The 26,426-nt window shown below is 66.8% G+C and carries 24 protein-coding genes and 1 pseudogene; 6 read left to right on the top strand and 19 right to left on the bottom strand.

Annotation, left to right across the window (positions count from 1 at the left end; all coding sequences use genetic code 11):
* Nucleotide 1: 1 nt before the first annotated feature.
* Both PVZ77_RS07040 and cydP read right to left on the bottom strand, forming a co-directional pair.
* On the bottom strand, nt 2-1,615 hold the full coding sequence (locus PVZ77_RS07040; RefSeq protein ID WP_273806079.1) for a cytochrome ubiquinol oxidase subunit I: 1,614 nt from the start codon (nt 1,613-1,615) through the stop codon (nt 2-4).
* 33 nt (nt 1,616-1,648) lie between these two features.
* Nucleotides 1,649-1,792, bottom strand: a complete 144-nt coding sequence (gene cydP, locus PVZ77_RS07045; RefSeq protein ID WP_017641416.1) for a cytochrome oxidase putative small subunit CydP — start codon at nt 1,790-1,792, stop codon at nt 1,649-1,651.
* Between the two features lie 260 nt (nt 1,793-2,052).
* Here cydP and PVZ77_RS07050 point away from each other — a divergent pair, with 260 nt between their 5' ends.
* Nucleotides 2,053-2,313: a hypothetical protein gene (locus PVZ77_RS07050; RefSeq protein ID WP_273806080.1), complete on the top strand. Its 261-nt coding sequence runs from the start codon at nt 2,053-2,055 to the stop codon at nt 2,311-2,313.
* Nucleotides 2,314-2,400: 87 nt separating this feature from the next.
* Entirely contained in the window at nt 2,401-3,402 is a 1,002-nt protein-coding gene (locus PVZ77_RS07055) for a dipeptidase (RefSeq protein WP_273806081.1), read from the top strand.
* 27 nt (nt 3,403-3,429) lie between these two features.
* Here the strand turns inward: PVZ77_RS07055 and PVZ77_RS07060 are convergent, their stop codons facing one another.
* From PVZ77_RS07060 to PVZ77_RS07085, 6 genes and pseudogenes are all read right to left on the bottom strand, one after another.
* Complete coding sequence (locus tag PVZ77_RS07060; RefSeq protein WP_273806082.1) at nt 3,430-4,617, bottom strand: NAD(P)/FAD-dependent oxidoreductase; 1,188 nt, start codon at nt 4,615-4,617, stop codon at nt 3,430-3,432.
* A gap of 150 nt (nt 4,618-4,767) precedes the next feature.
* Complete coding sequence (locus tag PVZ77_RS07065) at nt 4,768-7,236, bottom strand: PAS domain-containing protein (protein WP_273806083.1); 2,469 nt, start codon at nt 7,234-7,236, stop codon at nt 4,768-4,770.
* A gap of 218 nt (nt 7,237-7,454) precedes the next feature.
* Complete coding sequence (locus PVZ77_RS07070; RefSeq protein WP_273806084.1) at nt 7,455-8,903, bottom strand: amidase; 1,449 nt, start codon at nt 8,901-8,903, stop codon at nt 7,455-7,457.
* Nucleotides 8,904-8,924: 21 nt separating this feature from the next.
* Nucleotides 8,925-10,141: pseudogene (locus PVZ77_RS07075) on the bottom strand (MFS transporter).
* 10 nt (nt 10,142-10,151) lie between these two features.
* Nucleotides 10,152-11,078, bottom strand: a complete 927-nt coding sequence (locus PVZ77_RS07080) for a SphA family protein (RefSeq protein ID WP_273806085.1) — start codon at nt 11,076-11,078, stop codon at nt 10,152-10,154.
* Between the two features lie 65 nt (nt 11,079-11,143).
* Nucleotides 11,144-12,112 carry a helix-turn-helix domain-containing protein gene (locus tag PVZ77_RS07085; RefSeq protein WP_273806086.1) on the bottom strand — a complete coding sequence of 323 codons (969 nt, stop codon included), beginning with the start codon at nt 12,110-12,112 and terminating at the stop codon, nt 11,144-11,146.
* Between the two features lie 183 nt (nt 12,113-12,295).
* Here PVZ77_RS07085 and PVZ77_RS07090 point away from each other — a divergent pair, with 183 nt between their 5' ends.
* Together PVZ77_RS07090 and PVZ77_RS07095 are read left to right on the top strand one after the other, a co-directional pair.
* Complete coding sequence (locus PVZ77_RS07090; RefSeq protein ID WP_273806087.1) at nt 12,296-13,288, top strand: dienelactone hydrolase family protein; 993 nt, start codon at nt 12,296-12,298, stop codon at nt 13,286-13,288.
* A 313-nt stretch (nt 13,289-13,601) separates the two neighbouring features.
* The gene (locus tag PVZ77_RS07095; RefSeq protein WP_273806088.1) at nt 13,602-14,051 is read left to right on the top strand and encodes a DMT family transporter; all 450 of its coding nucleotides are present in this window, start codon (nt 13,602-13,604) and stop codon (nt 14,049-14,051) included.
* A 127-nt stretch (nt 14,052-14,178) separates the two neighbouring features.
* Here the strand turns inward: PVZ77_RS07095 and PVZ77_RS07100 are convergent, their stop codons facing one another.
* The 6 genes from PVZ77_RS07100 to PVZ77_RS07125 all read right to left on the bottom strand — a co-directional run bounded on the left by PVZ77_RS07100 (nt 14,179) and on the right by PVZ77_RS07125 (nt 19,544).
* The gene (locus tag PVZ77_RS07100) at nt 14,179-15,081 is read right to left on the bottom strand and encodes an allantoinase PuuE (RefSeq protein WP_273806089.1); all 903 of its coding nucleotides are present in this window, start codon (nt 15,079-15,081) and stop codon (nt 14,179-14,181) included.
* 52 nt (nt 15,082-15,133) lie between these two features.
* On the bottom strand, nt 15,134-16,003 hold the full coding sequence (locus PVZ77_RS07105; RefSeq protein WP_273806090.1) for a MurR/RpiR family transcriptional regulator: 870 nt from the start codon (nt 16,001-16,003) through the stop codon (nt 15,134-15,136).
* A gap of 36 nt (nt 16,004-16,039) precedes the next feature.
* Nucleotides 16,040-17,275, bottom strand: a complete 1,236-nt coding sequence (locus PVZ77_RS07110; protein ID WP_273806091.1) for a cysteine desulfurase-like protein — start codon at nt 17,273-17,275, stop codon at nt 16,040-16,042.
* A 20-nt stretch (nt 17,276-17,295) separates the two neighbouring features.
* The gene (locus tag PVZ77_RS07115) at nt 17,296-18,030 is read right to left on the bottom strand and encodes an amino acid ABC transporter ATP-binding protein (protein WP_273806092.1); all 735 of its coding nucleotides are present in this window, start codon (nt 18,028-18,030) and stop codon (nt 17,296-17,298) included.
* Entirely contained in the window at nt 18,027-18,704 is a 678-nt protein-coding gene (locus PVZ77_RS07120; RefSeq protein WP_133860989.1) for an amino acid ABC transporter permease, read from the bottom strand. The genes PVZ77_RS07115 and PVZ77_RS07120 overlap by 4 nt, the downstream gene beginning before the upstream one ends.
* Before the next feature lie 63 nt (nt 18,705-18,767).
* On the bottom strand, nt 18,768-19,544 hold the full coding sequence (locus PVZ77_RS07125) for a transporter substrate-binding domain-containing protein (RefSeq protein ID WP_273806093.1): 777 nt from the start codon (nt 19,542-19,544) through the stop codon (nt 18,768-18,770).
* 503 nt (nt 19,545-20,047) lie between these two features.
* On the opposite strand from PVZ77_RS07125, the gene PVZ77_RS07130 reads away from it, so the two are divergent.
* Nucleotides 20,048-21,280, top strand: a complete 1,233-nt coding sequence (locus PVZ77_RS07130; RefSeq protein WP_273806094.1) for a glutamate carboxypeptidase — start codon at nt 20,048-20,050, stop codon at nt 21,278-21,280.
* A 57-nt stretch (nt 21,281-21,337) separates the two neighbouring features.
* Here the strand turns inward: PVZ77_RS07130 and PVZ77_RS07135 are convergent, their stop codons facing one another.
* Entirely contained in the window at nt 21,338-22,291 is a 954-nt protein-coding gene (locus PVZ77_RS07135) for an endonuclease (protein WP_273806095.1), read from the bottom strand.
* A 228-nt stretch (nt 22,292-22,519) separates the two neighbouring features.
* Here PVZ77_RS07135 and PVZ77_RS07140 point away from each other — a divergent pair, with 228 nt between their 5' ends.
* Complete coding sequence (locus PVZ77_RS07140; protein WP_273806096.1) at nt 22,520-22,714, top strand: hypothetical protein; 195 nt, start codon at nt 22,520-22,522, stop codon at nt 22,712-22,714.
* Nucleotides 22,715-22,821: 107 nt separating this feature from the next.
* On the opposite strand, the gene PVZ77_RS07145 is transcribed toward PVZ77_RS07140, so the two are convergent.
* The 4 genes from PVZ77_RS07145 to PVZ77_RS07160 all read right to left on the bottom strand — a co-directional run bounded on the left by PVZ77_RS07145 (nt 22,822) and on the right by PVZ77_RS07160 (nt 26,359).
* Complete coding sequence (locus tag PVZ77_RS07145; RefSeq protein WP_273806097.1) at nt 22,822-23,076, bottom strand: DUF2790 domain-containing protein; 255 nt, start codon at nt 23,074-23,076, stop codon at nt 22,822-22,824.
* Nucleotides 23,077-23,244: 168 nt separating this feature from the next.
* Nucleotides 23,245-24,417: an MFS transporter gene (locus PVZ77_RS07150; RefSeq protein WP_273806098.1), complete on the bottom strand. Its 1,173-nt coding sequence runs from the start codon at nt 24,415-24,417 to the stop codon at nt 23,245-23,247.
* Nucleotides 24,418-24,494: 77 nt separating this feature from the next.
* Complete coding sequence (locus tag PVZ77_RS07155; RefSeq protein WP_273806099.1) at nt 24,495-24,983, bottom strand: DUF3237 domain-containing protein; 489 nt, start codon at nt 24,981-24,983, stop codon at nt 24,495-24,497.
* Between the two features lie 41 nt (nt 24,984-25,024).
* The gene (locus PVZ77_RS07160) at nt 25,025-26,359 is read right to left on the bottom strand and encodes an alginate export family protein (RefSeq protein WP_273806100.1); all 1,335 of its coding nucleotides are present in this window, start codon (nt 26,357-26,359) and stop codon (nt 25,025-25,027) included.
* Nucleotides 26,360-26,426: the final 67 nt, after the last annotated feature.

The following is a 26,426-nucleotide window of genomic DNA, read 5'->3' on the forward strand; positions in this document are numbered from 1 at the left end:
CTCAGACGTTGGCCGGAGCGGCGGGCCTGGCCACGGCGGCCTGGCGCAGGACGTCGCCTACCCGGGCAGCGCGTTCGTGGTAGTAGCGGCCACTGTGCAGGCTGCTCGGGCCGAGGCGGGCGAAGCGGATCATCAGGTACATCTCCACGATCAGCAGCAGGGTGTAGAAGGTCACCAGGGCGCCGATGGAGCCGAGCAGATCGCCCGTGGCCAGGGTCGAGGCCGACAGGTGGGTAGGCAGCACCTCGCTGATGGTCCAGGGCTGGCGGCCATGCTCGGCGACCCACCAGCCGGTCTGGGTGGCGATCCAGGGCAGCGGCAGGCTGAACAGGGCCCACTTCAGCAGCCAGGGCTTCTTCAGCTCGTTGCGGCGGGTCGAGGCCCAGAAGGCGCAGATGAACAGCGCCAGCATCAGCACGCCACTGGCGACCATGAGGCGGAAGGTCCAGAACAGGCTGGCGACGCCGGGAATGGTGTCCCGCGCGGCCTGCCGGACCTGCTCGGGGGTGGCCGTGGCGGGATCGTTGACGTATTTCTTCAACAGCAGGCCATAGCCCAGGTCGTGCTTGCGCGCGTCGAAGGCCGCGCGGGTGGCGGCGGAGTCGTCGCCGGCGCGCAGTCGCTCCAGCAGGGCATAGGCCTGGGCGCCATTGCGGACGCGGGCCTCGTATTGGCTGACCAGATCCCTGATGCCGGTGACCTGTTCGGTGGTGGAGCGGGTGGCGATCAGGCCCATCAGATAGGGGATCTTCACCGCGTAGTCGGTGCGCATCTCCTGTTGATTGGGGATGCCGAACAGGGTGAAGGAGGCCGGGGCTTCCTCGGTGTTCCACTCGGCTTCGATGGCGGCCAGCTTGACCTTCTGCACCTCGCCCACGCGATAGCCGGATTCGTCGCCCAGCACGATCACCGAGATGACCGCGGCAGTACCGAAGGCGGCGGCCACGGCGAAGGAGCGCCGGGCGAAGCCGATGTCGCGACCCTTGAGCAGGTAGTAGCTGGAGATCGCCAGCACGAAGATGGCGCCGGTGACGTAGCCCGAGGCCACGGTGTGGACGAACTTCACCTGGGCCACGGGGTTGAGCAGCAGGGCGCCGAAGTCGACCAGCTCCATGCGCATGGTCACGTAGTTGAATTCCGCGCCGACCGGATTCTGCATCCAGCCGTTGGCCACCAGGATCCACAGGGCGGACAGATTCGAGCCCAGGGCCACCAGCCAGGTGACCAGCAGGTGCTGCCCCCTGGACAGGCGCTCCCAACCAAAGAAGAACAGCCCGATCAGGGTGGATTCCAGAAAGAAGGCCATCAGGCCCTCGATGGCCAGGGGCGCGCCGAAGATGTCGCCGACATAGTGGGAGTAGTAGGCCCAGTTGGTGCCGAACTGGAACTCCATGGTCAGGCCGGTGGTGACGCCCAGGGCGAAGTTGATACCGAACAGCTTGCCCCAGAACTGGGTCATGTCCTTGTAGACCTGTTTGCCGGTCATCACATAGACCGACTCCATGATCCCCAGGATCACCACCAGCCCCAGGGTCAGGGGCACGAAGATGAAGTGATACAGCGCGGTCATGCCGAATTGCAGGCGTGACAGGTCCACGACGGATTCCGAGATCATCCCGGCAATCTCCTCAAGCTAAGGGAAAGGGTGCTAGTCCAGCAGGTGGGCGCTGACCGCCTGGGTGGCGTCGGGCGGGACCGTGGGGGCGCTGAACCAGAGGCTCTTGATCACCATCAGCAGCGCCAGCTTGATCAGCAGGATGACCAGGAGTTCTTTGACCAGGCGTCCGTTCATGGCGACCTCGTGAGCCGTGGCGCCGCTCCAGGACGGAGTGGCGGCTGCCTGCAGGATGCGCCTGCTGGCCCTGGGCAAAACTGATCCAGATCAATTGGCCAGTGGCCATCGCCTGGGGCAGGTTGTCGCAGCCGTTCAGGTCGGGTTCAGAGGGGTTAAGACAGCGTTAAGACGCCTGGGCGCAAGGTGGAACCGTGACTGACGCCGGACCGCTTGCCGCGGCGACGCCAGCCCCCGTGTTCAAGACAGGAGGACCTACCATGAACGTCTTCAACAAGATGGCCGCACTCGCCCTGCTCAGCACCGCCAGCTACACCGCCATGGCCGCCGAGATCAACGAAAGACGCGCCCAGGCCGCGCTGCAGCCCAAGCCGGTGCAAGCCGAAGTCGTGGCGGTTCAGCAGCAGGCACCGGCGCGCTGGGATCAGGTGCTCGATCCCCAGGCCTATGGCCAGGCCGCGGTGCGCTATCAGGCGCGGGCGGTCGATCCGGCGCTGTTGCGGGGTGTCAGCTTCTGCTAGGCCCGGGCCGACCAGCCTGGGCGGATCTGTGGGCCTGGTCTGCATGCTATGTTGAACCCCTCGAGACGTGTGGAGGGGAGGACTAAGATGCAGGCCGTCACAGCCGGAGAAGCAGCACTCAAGCCGCTGCGCTGGGAGGCGCATGCCTGCCTGCCACTGGTGCCGGGGCAGGACATGTCCGGCTTGAGTCGCTATCGCGCGGCCGGCTTCCATCACGTGTCGATCAACGTCGGCATGGACATGACGCGTTTCGCGACGGTGCTGCGCACCCTCGCCGGCTTTCGCGCCTGGCTCGCCCGGCACGCCGCGCACTTCTGCCTCGTCGGCACGGTGGCCGACCTGCAGCGTGCGCGCGAGCAGGGCAAGCTGGCGGTTTCCTTCGATCTCGAAGGCTCGACCATGCTGCTCGACGATCCGGCGATGGTCGGGCTGTATGCCTCTCTCGGGGTACGCCAGATGCTGCTCGCCTACAACCGCGACAACGCCTGCGCCGGGGGTTGCCATGGCGCGGGCGGCGGTCTGACGACGCTGGGTCGCGCGGTTGTGGCGGCCGGCAATGCGGCGGGCATCACCCTCGACTGCGCCCACGCGAGCGAGCGCGCCAGCCTGGAGATCATGGCGGTCTCGACGCGGCCGGTGGTGTTTTCCCACACCAACATCAGGGCGCTGCATGACCATCCCCGGACGATCAATGATCGGCAGATCCGCGCCTGTGCCGACCAGGATGGGGTGATCGGCCTGACCGGGCTAGGCATCTTTCTGGGTGATCCCGCGGCCTCGGTGGCCAGCTATGTCCGCCAGATCGACTACCTGGCGGAGCGGGTCGGGACCCGGCATATCGGCATCGGACTGGATACCGAGCTGTGCCTGGCCGACCATGACCTTCCCGCCGGCGTCGACGCTGAAGACTGGTGGCCCGCACGCCACTATGGACAGCCGCACGGTCATGCCCAGCTGCAACCCGAGGCGTTACCTGAACTGGTCCGCCAGCTGGCGGGTCGGGGCTACAGCGCCGCTGACATCGACGCCATCCTGGGCGGGAATTTCCTGCGCATCGCGAGCCAGACCTGGCCGTCGGCGGCTACCTGAGTCCAGGCGCAAGGCGCTTTCCCTGGCCTAGACGTACTGCGCCGCCGCGTAACCCGAGGCCCAGGCCCACTGGAAGTTGAAACCGCCCAGATGGCCGGTGACGTCCAGCACCTCGCCGATGAAGTACAGGCCGGGCGACTTGAGCGACTCCAGGGTCTTGGACGAGACCTCGCGAGTGTCCACGCCGCCCAGGGTGACCTCGGCGGTCCGGTAGCCCTCGGTGCCCGCCGGGACCAGTTGCCAGTCGTGCAGGCGCGCGGCGATGGCCTTGAGTTCGTCGGGGGTGTACTGCTTCAAGGGCTTGGACTGGAACCAGCTGTCGGCGAGCAGGGTGGCCATCTTCTTGGTGAACAATTCGCCCAGCAGCGTCTTGAGTTCGCTGTTGGGGCGCGCCTGGCGCTGCTCGGCGAGCCACAGGGCCAGGTCGAGGTGCGGTAGCAGGTCGATGCTGAGGCTGTCGCCCGGTTGCCAGTAGGAGGAGATCTGCAGGATCGCCGGACCGCTGAGGCCGCGGTGGGTGAACAGCAGATTCTCGACGAAGCTCTGGCCGTTGCAGCTGATCCGGCAGTCTTCCACCGCCGTGCCGGACAGGGCGCCGCAGAACTCCTTGAGTTGCGGATCGGTGATGGTGAAGGGCACCAGGCCGGCGCGGGTCGGCAGCAGCTGATGGCCGAACTGGCGGGCGACCTGATAGCCGAAGCCGGTGGCACCCAGGGTCGGGATCGACAGGCCGCCGGTGGCGATCACCAGGGATTCGCCGCGCACCGGGCCCAGGCTGGTCTGCAGCTGATAGCCGCCTGCCTCGAGGCGGGCGATCTCCTGCACCGAGGTATCCAGGCGGATGTCGACGCCGCCTCGCTCGCACTCGTCCAGCAGCAGGGCGAGGATGTCGCTGGCCTTGTTGTCGCAGAACAGCTGGCCGAGCTTCTTCTCGTGATAGGGCACGCCGTGCTTGGCCACCAGGGCGATGAAGTCCCACTGGGTGTAGCGTGCCAGGGCCGACTTGCAGAAATGTGCGTTCTGCGAGAGGAAGTTGGCGGGCTCGCAATAGAGGTTGGTGAAGTTGCAGCGGCCGCCGCCGGACATGAGGATCTTCTTGCCGGCCTTGTTGGCGTGGTCGAGGACCAGGACCCGGCGCCCACGCGCGGCGGCGCTCAGGGCGCACATCAAACCGGCCGCGCCGGCACCGATGATGATGACCTGGGTCTCGAACACTGTGACTCCTTACCGATAGAAAGAGGGCCACTGGCCCGCGGCGGCGCATGTTACCCGATCCTCAGGGCGGGGTGGGGGGCCGCTGTCGGCGCGCTCCGGTACGCCGTCGCGCCCGGTCCTTCCCGGACGTAGCGGTCTGTCAGCGGTGCGCTAGGTGGTCAGGTGCGACTCGCACTCGGCGAGGATCTCCTGCAGCCGGCGGGACAAGGCGTCCGCCGAGTAGGGCTTGTGGATCAGCTCGAAGCCCTGGGCGCCATTGGTTGCCAGTACGTGGCTGTAGCCCGAGGTCAGCAGGATCGGCAGGCTGCGATAGAGGCGCCTGATCTCGATGGCCAGTTCCAGCCCGCTCATGCCGGGCATGACGACATCCGAGAAGACCACGTCGAACCGGCCAGGCTGGTCGGCGAGCAGGGCGAGGGCGCACTCGGCATTGGCGGCCAGCACCGCGTGGTAGCCGAGGTCGCTCAGCAGGTCGACGGCGAAGCTGCCGACCTCGAGATTGTCCTCGACCACCAGGACGGTGACCCCGCCGCCATCGGCGGTTGCCCCGGCATCATCCAGGGGCGGTGGCTGTCCGTTTGCCGGCGCGATCGGCAGGTAGAGGTGGAAGGTCGTGCCGCGACCGACCTCGCTGGTGACCCGCACCTCGCCACCGGACTGCTTGATGAAGCCGAACACCTGGCTCAGGCCGAGACCGGTGCCCTGGCCGACTCTCTTGGTGGTGAAGAAGGGCTCGAAGATCTGTTCCAGGTGCTCCCTGACGATGCCGCTGCCGTTATCCGTCAGGGCGACGGCCACGGCCGGGAGGGCCAGGGCCGGCTGGGTGGCAGTGGCCGGAATGCTGGCGACGGTGCTGACGCTGATGGTCAGGCGCCCCGCATCGCTCATGGCGTCCCGGGCATTCACCGCGATGTTCACCAGGGCGGTATCGAACTGGCTGGGGTCGGCATAGACCAGGCAGGGGTCGTCGCTGACCTCGAGTGCGATGCCGACCTGCGAGCCAAGCAGGGTTTCCAGCATGTCGCTCATGGCCAGGACATTGTCCCGCGCGGAAAACACCTCCGGAGCCAGCGTCTGGCGGCGGGCGAAGGCCAGCAGTTGCCCGGTCAATCTGGCGGCGCGATCCACGGTGGTGGAGATCGCCTCCAGATAGCGTTCGCGGCGGGCGTCGCTGAGGTTGGGGCGCTTGAGCAGGTCGCAGGAGGTGCGGGCGACGGTGAGCAGGTTGTTGAAGTCATGGGCCACGCCGCCGGTGAGCTGGCCGATGGCTTCCATCTTCTGCGCCTGGCGCAGGGCGTCCTCGGCGGCCGCGAGATCCAGCGTCTGCTGGCGTTGCTGGGTCACGTCGCGCACGGTGGCGTAGATCAGTTCACCATTGCGCGTGGCATTCCAGGAAAACCAGCGGTAGGACCCGTCGCGGTGGCGATAGCGATTTTCGAAGCTGACCAGCGCGATGCCCTGCTTGATATCCCGGAACGCCTGGCGCGTGGCGACGACATCGTCATCGTGGATAAAGGCCAGGAACGGCTGGGCCTTGAGTTCCGCGAGCGACCAGCCCAGGGTCGACTCCCAGGCCGGGTTGAGATTGACGAAGAAGCCCTCGAGGTCAGCCACGCACAGCGGATCGGTGGAGCGGTTCCAGATCTGATCGCGCTCGGCGGTGCGCTCCGAGATGCGTTGCTCCAGCTCGTCGTTGAGCGCCGCGATGGCCTCGGCCCGGGCCTGCTGGGCCTGCTGGGCGAGGATGCGACTGCTGATGTCGCGGGAGATGCAGACGATCTTCACCTCGCCGGTACCGGCCACCTCGAAGGGTGAACAGGACACCTCCCACCAGCGCGGCTCGCCGCGGGCCGTGGGACAGAAGCCTTCGACCCGGGTGGTCTGGCCGGTAGCGGCACGCGCGACGGCGTGGCGGATCTTGGCGACTTCCTCGTCGGGCCAGAGGGCGGCGTACTCGCGGCCCATCACCTGATCGCCGGATTGCAGCTGGTTGAGCTCCAGGCCCTGGGCGTTCATGAATTCGATATGGCCCCTGGCGGAGAGGACCTTGACGCAATCCAGGCTGGCCTGGAGCAGGCTGCGGGAAAAGCCCTCGCTGTGCAGGACGTTACGGGCGGCGACAAAACGGCGCTGGGCACCGATCTCCAGCGCGATCATGCCGGCGAAGAGTTCGAAGGCGGACAGGATTTCGGGCCTGCTGGGGTTGGCCGGCTGCGGATCGATGGCGCAGAGGGTGCCGAAGAAACTGCCATCGTCCAGCACGATGGGGACCGAGATATAGCTGCGCAGGCCGTAGCGCCGCGGCGTGTGATGGTCGCGATAGCAGTCGTCCTGCGCCACGTCGTCGATCACCACGGGCTGGCGATGATCGCGGATCTCGTCGCAGATGGTCGACTTGAGCTCCAGCTCGCCACCGGGCTCGAGGCCGAAGCCGATCAGGTCGAGGGTGCTGCAGGCGATCCAGCGATCATCGGTCACCCGGGCGACGGCAGCGAAGCCCATGCCGGTCATCCGGCAGACCACATCCAGGATCTTGGGCACCGCCGCGATCTCGGCGATGAGATCGATGTCCTGGGTCAGGGCATACGAGGGGACTGGAGTCGAGGTGAGGATGCTCATCGGGTCGCTCGTACGGTGCCCTGCCCGGGCAACGGGGAAGATGGCGAGCGACAGTCTGAAGCCTCCAGCGCGGATGCCAGAGGGATTCGTCACAGGCCGTGCGCGGCCAGTATAGCGAGCATCCAAGCGAAGCGGGTGACGGGATGCCCGCCAGTTTGCGATGGGCATCTCCGTCTCTCACCTGAGGTCGCGGCGGGCATTGCCGTGCGGCCCGGGCTTCAGCGACTGCCCGCCAGCGGCGGCCGCCGTCCCGCCCAGGGTTGCGCGCGCTCCAGCTGGGCGGCCAGCGCCAGCAGGGTGCCTTCCTCGCCAAAGCGCGCGGCGAAGTGGCTGCCCAGCGGCAGGCCATTGGCGGTCCACCAGAGCGGCACCGACATGGCGGGCTGGCCACTGGCGTTGAACAGGGCGGTGAACGGCGAATAGCTGTGGAAGGCGGCGATGGCCTCGGCCAGCGAGCGTTCCGGGCGGTCGCCATCCAGCTCGCCCAGGCGCGGCGGTTCGCGGGTCAGGGTGGGGGTGAGGATGACGTCATGGTCGGTGAGAAAGCGTGCCAGGGTCCGGCCCAGGGCATGCAGGCCTTCCACCGCAGCCGCGTAGCGATGGGCGGGAATGTCGCCCCGTTCGCGCAGGATCACCCGGGTACGGGCGTCCAGCTCCTCGTCGCTGACCGGGGCACCGCGCATCGCACCGAGCACCTGCAGGTAGTGACGGGTGCTGGGGCCGATGATGTCGAACACCTGGTCGAGGAAGCCTGGCAGGTCCACCGGCAGGGTCGCCGGCTCGACGTGGTGGCCAAGGCTTTCGCACAGTCTGGCGGTGTGGCGCACCGCGGCCAGGGCCTCAGGTCCGCTCGGCCAGGGTGCCAGGTGCTCGACCAGGGCGATGCGCAGCGGGCGGGGATCGCGCTCCAGCAGGCTGGCGAAGGGTACGTCGTGGGCCGGTGCGGCATAGGGCGCGCCCAGGTCGGCGCCAGCGGTGGCATCCAGCAGCAGGGCATTGTCGCGCACCGACATGCTCATGGCGTGGGGCGTGCCCATGCCGGCCCAGCCTTCGCCGACCATGGGGCCGGACGGCATCCGTCCGCGGCTGGGCTTGAGGCCGAAGATGCCGCAGCAGGACGCCGGCACCCGCAGCGAGCCGCCGCCATCGTTGCCATGGGCGAAGGGCACCACTCGCGCGGCGACCAGGGCCGCCGCGCCGCCACTGGAGCCACCGGCGCTATGGGCCGGATTCCAGGGGTTGGCGGTGGCGCCGAACCGGCGCGACTCGGTGCTGTAGGAGGTGCCGAATTCCGGCGAGGTGGTGGTGCCGATGAACAGGCAGCCGGCCTGGCGCAGGCGGCTGACCAGTTCACAGTCGAAATCCGGGCGCGCTTCGCCCAGGGCCAGGGAGCCATTGGTCATGCGGGCGCCGGCCAGGGGGGTGAAGAGGTCCTTGACCAGGGTCGGGACCCCGGCGAAGGGGGCCTTGACATCGAGCGGCGCCCGGGCCGCGGCGCGGGCCTGGTCATAGAGCCGCTCGCTCACGGCATTGAGGCTCGGCTCAACGGTATCCAGGCGCTCGATGACCGCTTCGAGCACTTCGCTCGCCGTGATCTCGCGCTGCCGCAGCAGCGTCGCCAGGCCGTGGCCGTCCTGGGTGTCCAGCAGGGATTGCAGGCTGTGCATGGAAAGATCCTCGATCAGAATTCAGGAAGAGCGCGACGGAGCAGGCAGGGCGGCCTTGCGCCACAGCAGGCCGACGGCCGCCCAGACGAGCGCGGCGATCAGGGCGGCGCTGGCGAGGGCACGGATGGCCAGGTGCAGATCGCCGGTGAAGGGCAGGAGCACCGCCACCACCAGGGGACTGGCGAACTGACCCAGGTAGAGGCAGCCGGTGTAGCCGCCCATGCCGCGGCCCCGGGCCCGGGCACTCAGGGCCCCCATCACCGGTGCCATGGTGTTGGGCACCAGCATGCCGACGCCCAGGCCATGGACGGTCACCGCCACCAGCACGGCTTCATAGCTGCGCGCGTTCACCAGCAGCCAGAGGCCGCTGCCCATGCACGCCAGCAGCACGGCGTTGCAGCCGGCCAGGCCCCACCCGCGGCGCAACAGCGGCCAGAGCAGCGGGCCGCCCAGGGTGGCCAGCAGGCCCAGCCCCGCCGAGGCGCCGATCAGGGTGCTGGAGGTGATGCCCAGCTGCACCAGCAGCAGCGGACTCTGGATGGGCACCACCACGCTGAGCACCATGCCGGCGAAGACCAGCAGGTAGTTGACCAGCAGCGGCAGGGGCGCACTGCGCTCGGGGCCGTCCTCGGTGCGACTCGGGACGCTGGCGCGGCTGGGCTCCCACAGCAGGCGCAGCATGAAGGGCACCAGCAGCAGGGGCAGCAGATAGAGATAGAAGGGCGTGCGCCAGGAATGCTCGCCCAGGGCGCCGCAACCACAAAGAACAGCGAGCCCACCAGGCTGATGGCGATGACCTGGCCATTGACGTAGGCCAGCCGCCGGCTGCCCTGCCAGTAGTCGGCGATCAGGGTCACGCAGCAGGTCATCACCGCCGCCTCGGCCAAACCGAAGACCAAGCGGGTGAGGGTGATGGCCGGCAACGATTGCAGCAGCGCCGGCAGCATGCCGAGCAGGGCATAGCAGAAGGTGGCGATGATCAGCAGCCGCTTGCGCCCCAGGCGGTCGGCCAGCCAGCCGGCCAGGGGCGCGAAGAGGGCGATGGCCAGGGCCGGCCCGGTCATCGCCAGGGGGATCAGCAGGTCGGCGCGGGGTTCGATGGGACCGAATTCGGCGCCCAGCTTGGGGATGATCGGCGCGACCATCACCGAACCCATGATGGTCAGGCTGCTGCCGAGCAGGAGTACGGCGCCCTGGCGCCGGCCGGGGGTAGGGCGGGAGGAGGCGGTGGCGGTCATGGACGGATCCTCAGAAGCTGTGGGAGAGCCGTACGGCGAAGGCGTAGCCCTCGGCGCGGTTGCGGGCGTCGACTTCCTTGTAGAGGTGCACCCAGACCGGTGGCAGGCCGGGCTGGAAGAAGCTCAGCGCCGGTCCCAGCGCCAGCACCCGGGCGCGATTGCCGCGGGTGAGGCCGGGGGCGTCGTCGTCGGTGAGCTGGCGGTAGTAGTAGCCGCCCAGACCCGCGGTCCAGGGGCCGAAGTGCTGCCCCACGGCGAATTCGTGGCGGTATTCCGTGCCGCTGCGGTAGTCGGTGGCGTGGTTACGGCTGTTGAAGTCGGTCTGGAAGCTGGACGACACCTCGAAGCCCGAATCGCTGATGTAGCTCAGGTTGAGCATCGGTGAGACGGTCCAGTGGTGGGTGCCCGGATTCACCAGTCGCCGCTTGTCGTAGTCCCCGGTAGGCGCCTGCACCTGGAACCAGAAGTTCACGCCCAGGTTGTGCGAGGGCTCCCATTGCAGGATCAGCGGAATGACTTGGATGTCGGCCTGGCGGAACAGGGTGGCGCTGTCGGCAAACACCGGCACGCCGTTGGCCTTGACGGTGAGGTCCGCGTCCATCCTGAAGAAGGGCTGGACCCCGCCAAAGCCATAGCGAGCGCCCAGGACGCGGGTATCGGTCATCTTCAGGTAAGCCAGGCCCAGGGAGAGGACGTCGATGGAAAAGGCATTGCCGTTGTCGCGACCGTGGCTATCGCGGATGGAGGTGGCGCGATAGAAGTTGCTGCGCAGGCCCAGGGTGCCGTGGGGCGTGGGCGGCGGGGTGAAGCCGGCGCCGAAGTCGTAGACGCCGAAGGCGGTGGTGGGCGAGCCGCTTTCGGTGGCGTGGGTCGCGGCGGTCAGCCCCAGGGCGGCGAGGCCGACGACGAGGGCGTGGAGCGGACGGGTAACGTTCATGGAGTTCCCTCTTCTTATTGGCCACTCGAGCCTGAGGGAAAGCCGTTATCCGCCGTTAGCCAGATTCAGCACTTCTGCGTGGCGGTCTTGAGGGTGGTGGAGGGCAACTGGCCGAACAGCCTCTGGTAGTCGCGAGCGAAGCGGCTGAGGTGGCAGAAGCCCCACTGGGCGGCGACGTCCTGCACCGATTCGCCCGCTCCCCGGCGCAGGGCGCGATGGGCCGCATTGAGACGCAGGGTGCGCAGGTAGGCCACCGGGTTGAGGCCCAGCGTCTCCTGGAAGCAGTACTGCAGCTTGCGGCGGCTGGCACCGACGCGATTGCACAGCTCCAGGATGCTGGGCGGCCGGTCTGGATGGGCCAGGGCGTATTCCCGTGCCCGCCGCACCATGCGCAGCCGCGCGCTGGGCGCCAGCTCCTGGGGTTCGCTGGTGTCGAGCAGATCGAGCAGGTGCAGCAGCACGGTGTCGCGCAGGGCGGCGCGGGCACGCGGATGGGCCAGCCAGGTCTGGATCTCCGCTTCCGGGGCGAAGAGTTCATGAGCCAGGGCGGCCAGCTCCCCATGGGCACAGCCGGTAGGGAGGCGATAGCAGCCGGACAGATCGCGCGCGTCGAGAGCGCTGTGCTGGCAGGCCAGCAGGCGCGCCATCTCGGCTTCCGGCAGATTGATGCAGATCAGATCGAGATTGGCCGGGGTCCGCAGCTCCGGCAGATTGTCGCCACGCGCCACCAGTAGCTGGGCCTCGTGCAGGGTATGGCCGCCGCAGTGCAGGGCGCCGGCGTCACGCATGGGCAGGCTGAAGGTCAGGGTGTTCCCCTGGGCCTCGCCGCTCTTGAGCATGGCCTGGTTGGAGCGATCCCGCAGCAGGCTGAGGTCGTCCAGCCAGAGGTCGCTGAGCTCGCCCTGAAAACGACCCGACGACAGCTGATCGTATTGCATGTGCCAGCCCTCGACGCAGAGCGCATGCTCGTCGATGTCACCGGTATACCGATGCCGTACGCGCGGCGGTAACGCGAGGGAGCCGTCTTGGTGCATTTGGGAAACCTTTTGGGTCGCAAAGGGCCGTTGCCGCGGGAGCTACAAGTTTCGTACCTCAAGGCCGGTTTACGCGGCAAAGGTGCCAATTCTGGCTAGTGCGGCGGGTTCCGCTCACCGCCTTTCCAGCAGAGCACCGCCGATTGGCTACCCTGGGAGGACCCCACAAGAAGGATGCAACCGATGCGCCACCTGTCCGCTGGATCTTTGCGCCCCGCGCTCGCGGCCATTGCCTGCCTTGCCAGTGCCACCGTCTGGGCGGCCACCTCGCCGGCAACCGATATTCCCGCTCGGCAAGAGGTGCTGACCTTCACCTCGCTGACCCTCAGCGATCAGCAATTCCTGACGGGGGACAAGGGCGGCACCGAGGTCCTGCTCGGTGGCGTGCTGTCGCTGCCGCCCGGCGCGGGCAAGGTCCCGGTGGTGATTCTTCAGCATGGCTCGGGAGGGGTGGGTGCCAACATCGCCTATTGGCAGCGGCAGTTCAATCAGGTCGGCATCGCCACCTTCGCCGTGGATGGCTTCTCCGGCCGGGGCATCACCAGCACCGCCACCGACCAGGCCCAGCTGGGGCGGCTCAATTTCGTCCTGGATGACTATCGCGCCGGCGCCCTGCTCGCGCGGCACGCGCGGATCGATCCAGGCAAGATCCTCCTCATGGGCTTTTCCCGCGGCGGGCAGGCGTCGCTCTATGCCGCCATGGAGCGCTTCGACAGACGCTGGAAAAGCCAGGATTTCCAGTTCGCCGGCTACCTGTCGTTCTATCCCGACTGTTCGATCACCTTTCGCGAGCAGAATCAGGTCGTCGCCAAGCCGCTGCGCGTCTACCACGGCCTGGCCGACAACTACGATCCCTATTCCCGCTGCGAGGGCTATTTCGCGGCGCTCAAGCAGCAGGGGGCCGACCTCGGGGTGCATACCTATCCCCATGCCGAGCATGGCTTCGACAGCCCCTATGCCTGGAGTCCGGTGGTGGTCGCGCAGGACAGCCAGACCGTGCGCGACTGCCGGATCGCCGAGAACGCCAGGGGCGAGTTGATCAACCAGCAGACCGGCAAGGTCTTTTCCTACCGGGACAGCTGCGTCGTGCTGGGGCCCAAGGTCGGGCCTGATGCGGAGGCGACCCGGCAGGCCACCCGGGATGTCTTGGCGGCGGTCAAGGCCATCGTCAAATAGGCCTGCCCTGGTTTGGCCGGGATCTGGGAGAAAGGGTGCCTGGGCCAGGCAGGCACCTGACGCCGACGTCGGCCCTGGCGGAGGAGGGCGCAGGACCGCCGCGGGCTTGCGCGAATCGCTTGACGGGACCGGCATCGAACCAGGCGGCGGGTCAGGCCCGCTGGTCGAAAAAGCGGCCAATATCCCGGTGTAGAGCCTTCAGGCACGAGCGAGACGGCACTTTTACAAGATGTGTCCAGTCGTAACTCAGGCCTCGCCCGGCCACTGAATCGGCCCCGCGCCTCCTCCATGCTCCGCTCCGAGACGACTCCTGATGAATACTGCGAACTGGGCTTATCTCCTTATCGTCGTTGCCGGATTCCTGCAGGCTGCCGGTGCGGCCATGAACGGCTCGCTCAACAAGGCGCTGGTCAATCCCTGGCTGGCGACCTCGGTGTCCTTCGTGATGGTCACCTTCGTCGCAATCGGGCTGTTCATCTGCATGCCCAGGCCGCTGCCCTCGGTGAGCCAGATCGGCGACATGCCTTGGTGGGCACCCCTGGGTGGTATCGCCGGCGCGGTGGCGGTCTTCGCCGGTCTGCTGTTCATCCAGCGCCTCGGCGCGGCGCCGGTGAACGGCGTCACCATCACCGCCAACCTCATCGCCAGCCTGGCCATCGATCACTTCGGCCTGTTTTCCATGGAGCAGCATGCGGTCAACGGCTGGCGGCTGCTGGGCGCGATCCTGATGATCGCCGGGGTCGTCCTGATTGCCCGGTTCTGAAGCGGCGCCCCGGTAATCCCTGGCCCGCGGCGGTCTCCCTGTCCCCAGGACGGCGGTCGTCATCACGCCTGGACGGTGACGACCGCGAGGCGACCGCCAAGGCGCCTCCGGACGCGCTGGGATCAGCCTAGCCGTCAGCCCTTTCCAGCCAGGCGCGGGCGATCTCTTCGCGGGTCGCGAACCACACCCCCTCGGACTGCCTGGCGTATTCGATGAATTTCTTGATCGCCCGGACCCGGCCGGGGCGACCGACCATGCGCGGATGCAGTCCGATCGACATCATGCGTGGTCCGGTCGCTGAGTCCTCGTAGAGGACCTCGAAGCTTTCCTTCATGTATTCGAAGAAGTCCGAAGCCTGGGACAGACCGGGCGAGTTCCAGTAGCGGAAATCATTGACGTCGGTGGTGTAGGGCACGACGAGATGGCGCCTGCCCTCGACCTCGACGAAATAGGGAACGTCGTCGTTGTAGGCGTCGGAGTCGTAGAGAAAGCCGCCTTCCTCGGCCACCAGCCGACGGGTGTGGATGCTGGCGCCATAGCGGCAATACCAGCCGACCGGCCGCTTGCCACAGGTGCGCTCGAAGGATTCGACGGCGAGGCGGATGTGCTCGCGTTCCTCTTCTTCGCTCAGGCGAAAGACTTCTTCCCAGCGATAGCCATGGCTGCAGATCTCGTGGCCTCCGGCGACGGCCGCCTGGGCGACATCGGGATTCTGTTCGAAGGCCACCGCACAGGCATGGAAGGTCGCGCGCACCGCCTGTTCGTCGAGGATATCGAGGATCCGCCAGATGCCGACGCGTGAGCCGTATTCGTACATGGATTCCATGGCCAGGTTGCGGGTGCCGGCGGGGATGGCGTAGCTGCCCCATTCGGTCATCGACTCCTGGTCCGGATCGCCCATGGCGAGCGAACGCTCGGAGCCTTCCTCGTAGTTGATCACCAGGCTGATGGCCAGGCGGGCGCCGTTGGGCCAGGTACCTTGCGGGCGTTGTCTTCCATAACCCACCAAATCGCGTGCAGGTGACAGCATCGGGATCTACTCCTGAAGTGATAGTTGTGAACTACAAGGTGAGCCCAGGGGCTCAGCAGTCGATGTCCTTCAGTCGTTCATGATCGAAGGTCCCATCGGTATCGCCCTGGCTGAAGGCGAGTCCCATGGCCAGGGTCTGGGCGATGCAGAAGGAGGCGGTGAGTGAGCGAAAACCGAGCAGCTCCGCATCGTTGACCTCTATCACCGTCTCCGCCATTTTGCCGATCGGGCTCAGCACGGTGTCGGTGATGGCCACCAGCGTCACACCCGCCTCGCGCGCCTGCCGGCAGGCCTCGACGGTATCCCTGGCGTAGGGCGGAAAACTCACGGCGATCAGCAGATCGTCATGGGCGATGGCGCTGACCTGTTCCGGCAGGGTGCCGCCACCGCCGCTGATCTGCACGGCGCGGCGGCCCACCCGGCTCAGGGCGTAGCTCAGGTAGGCGGCCACCGGGAAGGCGCGCCGCAGGCCGATGACGAAGGTCGTGCGGGCGGCCTGCAGGTGGGCGATGGCGGCTTCGATATTGGCCTGCTGGTCACCTTCCGCCAGGTGTTCCAGGGACACGATATTGGCCTGGCTGAATTCCCGCAGGATCGCACCGACGTCGCTGGGATCGTCCAGCAGCTTTTCCCCTCCGTAATGCCGGATGCGCTCGCTGTGGGTATCGGCGGCCTGTTGCAGCGGCGCGCGAAACAGCCGCTGCAGATCCTTGAAGCCGGCGAAGCCCAGCGCCTGGGCCAGGCGGATGTAGGCGGCCGGGGCGATGTTGGAGCGCCGGCCCAGCTCGGCGACCGTGCTGAGGGCGATCTCGTGCGGATTGTAGATGAGGAAGCGGGCCGCGTCGCGCAGCCGCTCCGACAGGTGCTCGTGCTGGGCGGCTATGCAGTCGCGCAGCTCCGCAAGGGTTTCCGGTAAGGCCATGAAAAACGCTCGGCAGAGGGAAGGGAGGGGCGCCGGTCAGCGCAACTCGGTGATTGCCCGATCCAGCGCGGTGATGAGGCGGTCGATCTCTTCGAGCGTGTTGTAGTGCGCCAGGGACACCCGCACCACCCCACCCAGGGGCGCCAGGCCCAGGGCCTCGATCAGGCGCCGCGCATAGAAGTCGCCGAAGCGGATGCCGATGCGCTGCGCGTCGACCTCGAGCACCACGGCTTCCGAGCGCACGCCTTCCACCACGAAGCTGATGGTGGGTACGCGCGCCTGGACGCTGGTCTTGCCGATGACCCGCACCCCGGGGCGCTGGCGCAGAAAGCCCAGCAGTCGCTCGGCCAGCGCATCTTCCTGGATCTCGAAGGCGTCGAATGCTGCCTGCATCCGCTCGCGCTCGCTACCCTGGACGCCAAGACGGTCGCCAATGTCGAGCAGATAGTCGGAGATGCCGATGCAGCCGAAGGACAGCTCGTAGTTGACGTTGCCGGGCTGCAGTTTGTAGGGCACCACGTCCTGGCCGATGAAGAAGTGGTTGAGGCTGGGAAACTCCAGCAGCAGTTCGCGACGGCCCCAGAGCACGGCGAAGTGCGGGCCGAAGGTCTTGTAGAAGCTGTAGACATAGAAGTCGGCGCCGCTGGCCTGCACATCGACCAGCCGGTGCGGCGCATAGGCCACCGCGTCCACGCACAGCTTGGCGCCCACCGCATGGACGCGGCGGGCGATCTCGGCGACGGGGTTGATCGAGCCGAGGATGTTGGAAGCGTGGGTCACGGCCACATAGCGGGTCTTGTCGCCGAGCAGCGCCTGCAGGTCGTCCAGTTCCAGCTCGAGGCTGTCGGGATCGACCTGCCAGACGCGCAGGGTGGCGCCGCGGTCTTCGCAGAGCCGGACCCAGGGGCCGATGTTGGCTTCGTGGTCGCAGTTGGTGACGATGATTTCATCACCGGGCGCGATCGAGGGCGCGATGGCGCGGCAGAGTATCTGCAGCAGGTGGGTGGTCGAGCCGCCCATGATGACTTCGTCGGGATGGGCCGCGTTGATCAGCTGCATGACCGAGCGGCGGGCCTGCATCACGCGCTCGCCGGCCGCGACCGAGGGCGGGTAGGAGGCGCCCAGCTGGACGCTGCTGTTGAGCAGATAGTCGGCCACCCGGTCGGCGACCCCCTGCAACACCAGGGAACCGCCAGCGTTGTCCATGAAGACGTAGTCGTCGGCCAGGCCGGGAAACTGCTTGCGAACGTATGCGATATCGAGGGAATTCACGCGACTCTCTCCAGCCAGGATCAGTGGTGCAGGATGGCCTGCAGGAAGGCCCGGGTGCGGGGTTCCTGAGGGGCGGTAAAGAAGGGTTCCGGGGTGTTCTGTTCGACGATGCGACCGCTCTCCATGAAGATCACCCGATCGGCGACGCGCCGGGCGAAGCCCATCTCATGGGTCACCACGACCATGGTGACGCCGGAGCGGGCCAGGTTCTGCATGACGTCGAGCACCTCGCCGACCATCTCCGGGTCCAGCGCCGAGGTGGGCTCGTCGAAGAGGATGGCGCGTGGCTCCATGGCCATGGTGCGGGCGATGGCGACCCGTTGCTGCTGGCCACCGGACAACTGGCTCGGGTACTTGTGGGCGTGATCGCCCATGCCGACCTTGACCAGCAGATCCCGCGCGCGGGCATGGACCTCGCGCCGGTTCAGGCCGCGCACCCGGATCGGCGCCAGCGACACGTTGTCGAGGACGCTCAGGTGGGGGTAGAGGTTGAAGCTCTGGAAGACCATGCCCACTTCGCTGCGGATACCGGCGAGGCGCGGTCCGTTCTCGACCCGTTCGCCCGCCACGCGGATATGGCCCTGCTGGTAGTTTTCCAGCAGGTTTATGCAGCGGATCAGCGTCGACTTGCCGGAGCCGGACGGGCCGAGGATGACCACCACCTCGCCTTCCTCGACCTGCAGGTTGATGTCGCTCAGCGCCTGGAAATTGCCGTAGTACTTGTCGAGGTGTTCGATGTCGATCAGGGTGCTCATGCGGTCTTGCCTCCCGCGCCATTGCGTCTTTCGACCCAGCTGACCAGTTGCACCATGGGCAACAGCAGCAGCAGATAGAGCAGGGCGGCGCCCACCAGCGGGGTGGGGTTGGCCGCCAGGGCCTGGGCCTGGGTCGCCTGCTTGAGCAGGTCGGGCATCGCCACCACCGAGGCGAGGGCGGTGTCCTTCATCACGTTGATGCAGTTGCTGGTCATGGGCGGCAGCACGATGCGGATCGCCTGGGGCAGCACGACGTCGCGCATGGTGTTGAAGAAGCTCATGCCCTGGGCGGCCGACGCCTCGAACTGACCGCGGGGAATGGCTTCGATGCCCGAGCGGAAGATCTCGGCGCTGTAGGCGCAGGACACCAGGGAGAGCGCACTGGCCGCTGCCGCGAAGGAGGACAGGCGGATACCGACGAAGGGCAGCGCGTAATAGATCAGGACCAGCAGGACCAGCAGCGGGATGGACCTCATGATGTCGATGTAGATCCGCGCCAGCAGCCGCACCGGCGCGTAGGAATACAGACGCAGCAGCGCCAGCAGCAGCCCGCCGACCAGGCCCAGGACGATACTCACGAGGCCCAGTAGAACGGTCACGCCCAGGCCCCGGATCATCAGGGGCAGCGATTCGACCAGCACGTTCCAGTTGAAGAAGGTTTGCAGAAGATCCATGGGATACCTCGGTCACGGCCCGGGGCGAACGGACCTCGCCCCGGGCCTGCAGCAGCGGCGGGCTTACTTGGGCGCGGCGGAGACCTTCAGGGTGCTCGACTCCTTGTCGGCCTCGGTACCGAACCACTGTTTGTGGATGGCGCCCAGGGTGCCGTCTTCCTTCATCTTGCTGATGATGTCGTTGACCTGGTCGCTCATGGGCCAGCCTTTGGCGTGCATCAGCGAATAGCGTTCACCCGTGGGAATGCGGGCGACGATGGTGAATTGCGGCTTGTCCTTGATGTAGTAGAGGACGGCGGGGATATCGCTCAGGTAGCCATCGATGCGCCCGGAGCCCAGGTCCAGCATGGCCGGTGACAACCCCTCGTAGCGCGAGACGTCGGCGAACTTGTACTCGTTCTGGTGTTGCCCGATCCACATGTCGCCGGTGGAGCCGGTATCGACACCGACGACCTTGCCCTTCATGTCCACCAGGCTCTTCACCTTGGAGGTGGTCAGGGCGGTCAGCGACTGGTCGCTGTCGAAGTAGGGTTGGGCGAAGGCGACCGATTCCAGGCGCTTGGGGGTGATGGTGATGGACGAAATCGCGATGTCGACGCGTTTCGACTGCACCGCGCTGAACAGCCCGTTGAAGGGAATGTTGACGAAATCCACGCTCTTGCCCGCCCGTTTCGCCACTTCCTTCACCACATCGACTTCGAAGCCGACGAAGTCCCCCGTGGCGTCCTGAAACTCCCAGGGCACGTTGCCGACGTTGGCTCCCACCGTCCAGTCGGCCGACCAGGCGGGCAGGGCTACTGCGGCGGTCATGAGCACGCCCAACGCTATCTTCGCTTTCATCTTCACTCCCTATTTTCCGGTGCTGTCAGTGGCTTTTTCCTTACGACGTCGGATCGAGAGTAAGGCTGTGAATTAATTTATTCAACAATAAATTTTATTGGAGTTTTTGCTCCAAAATCGTGCGAAGAGTCGCGGTGGAAGCCTCTTCGGCAGGGTTGCAGACGCGACTTAGCAGCGGAGATGCCGGCGAAAGGCCAGCGCCAGACGCCTCGGGGCCGCGCGGCTGTGCGTGCCTGAAAATGAGGCACGCGGCCTTCGGCGCGGAGCCTTGCAGGAGCCCTGGGTCTGCCGTCCGGCGGATCGGCTCTGCGGCCGCGGGCAGGCGGCGCACCCCCTTGGGCCGAGGGCCACCCGCTAGCCGGCGAAGCCCGGGAGAGGTCAGGTCTTCTGGCGACAACGGCCAGGACGTCCGTGGACGGTCGGAAAATGCGCGGGTTTCCCCTATGTCCTTGTTGCGACTACAGTTGTCTGACTAATCCAACAAGGCCAACAAGGAAAGTCCGATGTCCGTTCCCTTCTTCCGCACCACCCTCGCCGCCGTTCTCAGCTGCTGCATCGCCCTGCCCGCCAGCGCCGCGCTCGATGCGCGCATCCAGACCGCCGCGGAGCAGGCCAAGGCGCCGACGCTCACCTTGCTGGAGCAACTGGTGAACATCGACTCGGGCTCCGGTTACGCGCCCGGCCTGACCGAAGTGGGCAAGCTCGTCAGCGCGGAATTGAAGAAACTCGGCGCCACGGTGCAAGAGGTGCCCAACACCGCGCCGGACAAGAGCCAGCACCTGGTCGCCACGCTCAAGGGCAGCGGCAAGGCCAGGATTCTCTTGCTGGCCCACATGGACACGGTGTTCAAGGAGGGCACCGCCAAGGCCCGGCCGTATCGCACCGACGAAAAACGCGCCTATGGTCCGGGCGTGTCCGACGACAAGGGCGGCATCGTGGTCGCCCTGGCGGCGCTGGAGATTCTCAAGAAGCTCGACTTCAAGGACTACGGGCAGATCACCCTGCTGCTGGACGCCAGCGAGGAAACCGGCTCCCAGGCCGCCACCGAGCTGATCGCCACCACTGCCAAGCAGCATGACGTGACGCTGAATCTGGAGCCGGGTCGGCCGGCCGATGGCCTGGTGGTGTGGCGCAAGGGCAGCGCCACCGCCGTGGTGGAGGTCAAGGGCAAGTCGTCCCACGCCGGCGTGTCTCCGGAGCTGGGGCGCAACGCCGCCACCGAGGTCGCGCACCAGGTGCTGCAGCTGGGCAACCTGGGCGACGCGGAGAAGAAGACCTCGGTCAATTTCACCGTGATCGAGGCGGGCGAGCGCATCAACGTGATCCCCGATCACGCCGTGGCCAAGGCCGACGTCCGCGCCGCGCTGCCTGAAGAATTCGACCGGGTGGAAAAGGACCTGGCGCGGATCTCCGCCAACAAGCAGATCCCCGATACCGAGGTGACCACGCGGCTGGAGCGCGGCCTGCCGCCGATGCCGCAGACCGCGGCGAGCGATCGGCTGCTGGCCATGGCCCAGGGCATCTATGGCGAGCTGGGCCGCACGTTGACCGTCGAAGGCAGTGGCGGCGCCGCGGATGCCAGCATCGCGGCGGGTGCCGGCGTACCGACCCTGGACGGCTTCGGGATTGTCGGCGGCAAGCTGCATACCCCCGAGGAATACGTGGAACTGGACAGCGTCACACCGCGCATCTATCTGCTCACGCGGATGCTGGTGGAGCTGTCCAAGGGGCAGTAACTGCCGAAGCGGCTCAGGACCCCTGGGCGGCTGCAGGGCAGCGCCCAGGGCTGGCGATCAGGGCGCGCAGTTGCCCGCCTTGGTGAAGCCTGCCGCCTTCGCCTCGGCTTCGGAGACGAACGTGACCTGGTTCTTCGGCGACACCTGGGCGTAGCTCGGGCAGCCTTGCGGCAGGTGATAGACGTGACTGTTGCGGTTGCCGATGATCGCGCCCTGGCTCGCCGCGGCGGGGCTATCGCGCTTGGCCGGCGCTGACTTGGCTGCTGGCAGGGGGCTGACGATGCCGTCACCCACCGGCTGGTAGCCCAGGGTCCAGTGCCGCTCGCCGGACACGAAGGGGTTGCCATGGCCCATCACCGCGGCGATGCGACCATCCCGTTCGCGCTCCCAGGCGGTGACCGGCTGCTGCTTGTCCCAGGCCATGAGCAGTTGCTGCTGCTGGCGCGACATGTTCAGGCCGTAGCGATCGAACATGTAGAAGGTGACCCGGGCGACCAGGCCCTTGACCTCGTCGCGCGGTTCGGCGGCGCGTTCCTGGAAGTCGATCTTCGTCGTACACCGGCCGTATTGCGGCTGAACGCCCTGGGCCATGCCGTAGTTGAAATTGGCCCGGTCACCATTCACCTCGCCCACGGCGGGGTAGAGGTTGAAGAGGTCGGCCTCCATGGCCCGGAACACCGGGTCGTCCGCCACGCAGTGTTCCCGTCCGCCGTTCTGCCAGCACTGGCGCTGATGACCGAAGGTCCAGGCCGGCACGATGTGCTCCCACTCGGTGCGTTCGCCGCGGGTTTCCTGCTTGCGCGCCTGGAATCCGCAGGAGGCGGCATCGACCCGTCCTCCGGACTTGCCGACCCATTCCCACTTGCAGCCGCAATAGAGGTCGCCCTGGGCGCTGGTGTTCTGATCGAAATAGACTTTTTGTCTGGCGATTACCTTGGCCTCGACAAAGGTATCGGGCGCCGCGGCGAGCGCGGAGGAGGCCACCAGTGTGGCCAGGAGAAGCGAAAGCAAAAGGCGCATGTATCTTCACAGCTCGATTAGGGCGCCGAATTGTATAGCTTTTGCATCGCCGATAGCGGGTGCGAGGTGCGCAGGCCTCAGCGGAGCGCTCTAGCGCGAGGGCCTGGAGAAAACGGGAGCGGAGCTTGCATTCTGCAACAATGAGATTTGCTACGATTTGTGAACCAAATCTCAAAAACTTGTCTGATGACGCAGTCTGCAATCTGTCCGGAGTTTTCTATGAATGGCCCCAACCCCTGCTGTGATCTGGGCGGCATGAGCACCTCGGTGCTGGAAGATGAGCTGGCCGAGCGCAAGACGCGTCTGGCCCAGGCCCAGGCCGATGCTCAGCGCCAGTTCCTGTCCCATGCGGACGACCACGCCTGCATCGCCGTACTGGAGCGGGCGCTGGCCAAGGCTTATCGATTCTTCTAGCGCCCGGCATGAGGTTCCCGGATTCCAGCGCTGGCGGGGCCTGTGCAGGCGCCCCTTGGCTGGCGCGACGGTGGCCGCCGCGCTTCGGTACCAGGTCGAACAACGCCTCAGTTCTGGTCGTAGCAGCCGTTGCCAGACACCAGATAGTCCAGCTCATGTTCCCTGCCGGCGTGATCCAGATAGTCGAGGTGGGCCGGCACGATCCCGCACTGGACGCTCAGGTCGGTCTGGCTGACGACCCTGTCGACGTCGAGCGGGACGAAGAAGCCGGGCTTGTCATGGATCAGGGCGGGATGGTCGGCAGCAGCCAGGGCGGAGCCGGTGGCGAGCAGGCCGAAGATACCGAGCAGAAGCGCTTTCATGGAGAGTCCTCTTGAAGGGGTGGGTAGCTGGTTGCTGACCGGGCCACTCTAGGAGGACAGGGGGGACGCCAGGCTGACCGGGTGATGACAAATCGGTCATGGAGGGTGTCGCCTGGCCGCGCGGAAGCGCCGTGATACTCGCGCGGCCCCCTGGCAGGCGGCCAACGCTCAGACCGAGCAGTCCAGCGCCTTGCCCGGCACCTGGCGCCGCCCGCAGGACAGCATGACGAGCACCAGGACGCAGCCGATCAGAATGGCGCCCGCCGACAGCACGAAGAGACTGCGCCGGTCGTTGCCTTCGATGAGCAGACTCAGCAGGGTCGGCGCCGCGGCGGCCGAGGCGACCTGCACCACGCCGACCAGCTTGGTCAGGCGACCGCTTGGGTCGTGGGTCACGACCGACGACATGTAGTAGGACAGCGCCAGGTTCCAGCCGAAGTTCATCAGGAACACCGCGAGCATGAGATCCGCCGCCGTGTGGATGCGCGTGGCCAGCAGATAGATGGCGCCGAGCACGGCCAGGGAGCCGGTGAGGATCATCGGCACGCGGCCCAGGTGTCGCCCGGCCACGCTGGGCAGGGCCGCACCGGGCAGGCCGCCGAGCAGCCCGATGCTGATCGCCCAGCCGATATCCACCGGTGCCACCCCGGCATCGCGGGCGATGCCCTCGACGAAGCCCCACAGCGAGTAGATCGACAGCTGCAGGAACAGCATGCCGAGCAGGGAACAGACGCCGATCACCGTCAGACCGGACCGCAGCGGCGTTGGGAAGACCTGTCGCTCTGCCGGGCTCTGCCTGGCCGGCAGGCAGAGGCTCAGCAGGCACACCAGGGCGAACCAGGCGGCCAGGTAGTAGATCGCCCCCGCGAAACCCTGCCACTCGGCGATCATCGGCATGAGCACCGCGCTGCTGGCGAACAGGGCGGTCTGCACGAACAGCAGGATGCCGAAGGACCTGTCCTGGCCCGGCATGCTGCCCAGCCAGTAGATGGCGTAGGAGTAGAGCACGCCCGAGCAGAGCCCCGAGAGGCCGCGCAAGGCCAGTAGCGGATCGAGGACGGTGACGCTGGCGGTCGCGACGTTGGCGAACAGCAGTAGCAGGGCCGTGCTCAGGGCCAGGGTGCGCGGTCCGAGGCAGCGGATCATCGGCAGGTACAGCAGCGTCCCGACGATGGAGCCGCACATCTCGACGGACAGGGTCCAGCTCTGCTGCGCCAGGGTCAGGTCGAGGCGTTCGGTCAGCAGTCCGATGAAGATCGGCTGCACGCCGATGACGAGAATGGAGGCGGCGGCGATAGCGATGCACGCGGCGCGCACCAGGGTTTGCTTGGCGATGGTCATGGTCGTTTACCTGCCGGATCGGCCACGGCGTGGCCTGCCGCTTCAGTAGAAAGCCTGGCTGTGAGAGAGGTAGCCGGTCAGGTGAGGCGATAGCAGTGGATGGCCACCTGGTCGGCGGCGGGATAGCCCACCTTGCCGATCATCACGCTGCGGACCAGCCAGGCGAGTCTGCCGCTCGCCACCTGGAAGCGCGGTGTGCAACTGCAGTGATAGTTCTCCTCGGCGATCGGCCAGAGGCCCTGGGCGACCTGCGCCTGTCCCCTGTCGCTGAGGGTGATGAGGCCGGTGTTGTGGATGTTGATCCACTCGCCCTGGTCGCTGCGCAGGCTGTAGCGCGCGTCCAGCTCGCCCACGCCGTCGCTGCGCAGCAGATAGAAATCCGCGCCGCCGGCGATCACTTCGCCGCGCACGTTCAGGCCCTCGAAATGCCCGCCGGTGATTCGATAGTTGCTGCGCTGGCCATCCGTGCAGGCGCCCAGGCCATCGGCCGGATCGATGAGGACATGCAGACTGAGCACCCATTCCAGCGTCGGCACGGCGATCCCGGTTGGTGTCTTGGTATTCATTACGCTCTCCTGTGCCCCACGGGGGCTGTGGTGGCTGGTGGTCAGTAGCGATAGGTGAAGTACAGCTCGAGGGCGCTGAAGCGATCGTTGTCGCCGATCGCCTGGCGGGCGGCCGACCTGGCCTGCACCCAGTTGTACGAAAGCGAGCCGTAGAACTGCCGGTTGGGCGTCCAGTCGAGGTACACCGCGGTCTCGTCGGCGAAGCGCCGATCGCTGACCGCGGCGCCGCGGAAGTTGGCCTGGTCGAGCCAGAACTGGTAGTGGATGACGCCCAGGGTGAGGGTGTCGCTAAGCCGGTTCTTCAACGAGAACTGCTGGACGCGCTCGTTGCTGTTGAACAGCAGGTAGTTGCCCACCACGTCGCCGATCAGCCAGGTACTCCAGTCGGTGAAGCCCTTGCTCAGCGGGTCCCAGGCCTTCTGGCGGTTGTCGGTCGGGTTGTCGTCGCCGGAGAAGACGACGTAGCGATAGCCGAGGGTGGGCGTGAAGGGCAGGTCCTGGAACTGGTAGTCGGCCTGGGCGTACCAGGCCCTGGCGTCGTAGCCGATGGCGCCGTCACCACCACGTTGCACCGCGTATTCGCCATTCAAGGTGAGATTCGGCAGGCCCGGCAGGTGACCGCGCAGGGCCCGCAGGTTGTACACCCGCATGCCGTCGCGGCGTGCCGCGGTGCTGTTGTTGCTGGCCAGGCTATCGACCGTCATGGCCAGGGCGCCGAGGGTCACCTGGCCGTCGAGGTCGTAATCCAGGTTGGCGCCGCTCAGGCGGAAATCGCCATAGTGATCGTCGGTGCGCAGGGTGAAGGCCTGTGCCTGGGCCGGGCCATGCCCCCATGCCAGGATCGCCGAGTCGCGGAAGGCGGTGCGCGGGCCGAGCCAGTAGGCGCCATCGCCGAACAGATCGAGGTTGCCGTCCATGACGATGAAGCCGGTGCCGACCATGAAGTTCTGGCGGCCGGCGGTGAGTTTCCAGTCACCCGCCTGTACCCCGGCGTAGCCTTCTTCCGGGGCGAAGCGGCCGTCGGAGCTACGGGTGAAACCACCGGCATCCCCGTCGCCAAGGGTGGTGGCGCCGACCACCGAGCCGCCGGCGAGCAGGTGGAGGCTGTCGCTGAGCGAATAGTCGAGGGTGACGCCGGGTTTGACGTAGAACTCCTGCCAGGCAATGCGGCTGCCGTCGTTCCTGCCGCTGCGGGCATCCACGCGACCGGCGCCGAAGTTGACGCCCCGGGTGGTGATGGAACCGGCGCCCACCGTCAGGTTGACCGCGCCTTTGAGATTTCCGTTTTCGAATGGATAGCCCGCCAGGGCCGGCTGGCTGGCCAGCGGCAAGCCGAGCGCCAGCAGCACGCCGGAGAGGCGCTTGGTGGTGTACATGTAGAGCTCCTGACTATTTTTCTTGTATTACAGGGCAGTGAAGGGTGGCCAAGGCGACCACCGAATA

The organism is Pseudomonas sp. SHLD1, from assembly GCF_028640935.1.
Classification (GTDB): Bacteria; Pseudomonadota; Gammaproteobacteria; order Pseudomonadales; family Pseudomonadaceae; genus Chryseomonas; species Chryseomonas aestiva.

Excerpts from the sequence above, each read along its gene's own strand:
- PVZ77_RS07040 (WP_273806079.1), bottom strand. The coding sequence starts at position 1,615 with ATGATCTCGGAATCCGTCGTGGACCTGTCACGCCTGCAATTCGGCATG.
- PVZ77_RS07095 (WP_273806088.1), top strand. The coding sequence starts at position 13,602 with ATGAATACTGCGAACTGGGCTTATCTCCTTATCGTCGTTGCCGGATTC.
- PVZ77_RS07050 (WP_273806080.1), top strand. The coding sequence starts at position 2,053 with ATGAACGTCTTCAACAAGATGGCCGCACTCGCCCTGCTCAGCACCGCC.
- PVZ77_RS07140 (WP_273806096.1), top strand. The coding sequence starts at position 22,520 with ATGAATGGCCCCAACCCCTGCTGTGATCTGGGCGGCATGAGCACCTCG.
- PVZ77_RS07080 (WP_273806085.1), bottom strand. The coding sequence starts at position 11,078 with ATGAACGTTACCCGTCCGCTCCACGCCCTCGTCGTCGGCCTCGCCGCC.
- PVZ77_RS07100 (WP_273806089.1), bottom strand. The coding sequence starts at position 15,081 with ATGCTGTCACCTGCACGCGATTTGGTGGGTTATGGAAGACAACGCCCG.
- PVZ77_RS07055 (WP_273806081.1), top strand. The coding sequence starts at position 2,401 with ATGCAGGCCGTCACAGCCGGAGAAGCAGCACTCAAGCCGCTGCGCTGG.
- PVZ77_RS07070 (WP_273806084.1), bottom strand. The coding sequence starts at position 8,903 with ATGCACAGCCTGCAATCCCTGCTGGACACCCAGGACGGCCACGGCCTG.
- PVZ77_RS07150 (WP_273806098.1), bottom strand. The coding sequence starts at position 24,417 with ATGACCATCGCCAAGCAAACCCTGGTGCGCGCCGCGTGCATCGCTATC.
- PVZ77_RS07160 (WP_273806100.1), bottom strand. The coding sequence starts at position 26,359 with ATGTACACCACCAAGCGCCTCTCCGGCGTGCTGCTGGCGCTCGGCTTG.
- PVZ77_RS07065 (WP_273806083.1), bottom strand. The coding sequence starts at position 7,236 with ATGAGCATCCTCACCTCGACTCCAGTCCCCTCGTATGCCCTGACCCAG.
- PVZ77_RS07125 (WP_273806093.1), bottom strand. The coding sequence starts at position 19,544 with ATGAAAGCGAAGATAGCGTTGGGCGTGCTCATGACCGCCGCAGTAGCC.
- cydP (WP_017641416.1), bottom strand. The coding sequence starts at position 1,792 with ATGAACGGACGCCTGGTCAAAGAACTCCTGGTCATCCTGCTGATCAAG.
- PVZ77_RS07155 (WP_273806099.1), bottom strand. The coding sequence starts at position 24,983 with ATGAATACCAAGACACCAACCGGGATCGCCGTGCCGACGCTGGAATGG.
- PVZ77_RS07145 (WP_273806097.1), bottom strand. The coding sequence starts at position 23,076 with ATGAAAGCGCTTCTGCTCGGTATCTTCGGCCTGCTCGCCACCGGCTCC.
- PVZ77_RS07115 (WP_273806092.1), bottom strand. The coding sequence starts at position 18,030 with ATGAGCACCCTGATCGACATCGAACACCTCGACAAGTACTACGGCAAT.
- PVZ77_RS07130 (WP_273806094.1), top strand. The coding sequence starts at position 20,048 with ATGTCCGTTCCCTTCTTCCGCACCACCCTCGCCGCCGTTCTCAGCTGC.
- PVZ77_RS07105 (WP_273806090.1), bottom strand. The coding sequence starts at position 16,003 with ATGGCCTTACCGGAAACCCTTGCGGAGCTGCGCGACTGCATAGCCGCC.
- PVZ77_RS07090 (WP_273806087.1), top strand. The coding sequence starts at position 12,296 with ATGCGCCACCTGTCCGCTGGATCTTTGCGCCCCGCGCTCGCGGCCATT.
- PVZ77_RS07085 (WP_273806086.1), bottom strand. The coding sequence starts at position 12,112 with ATGCACCAAGACGGCTCCCTCGCGTTACCGCCGCGCGTACGGCATCGG.
- PVZ77_RS07120 (WP_133860989.1), bottom strand. The coding sequence starts at position 18,704 with ATGGATCTTCTGCAAACCTTCTTCAACTGGAACGTGCTGGTCGAATCG.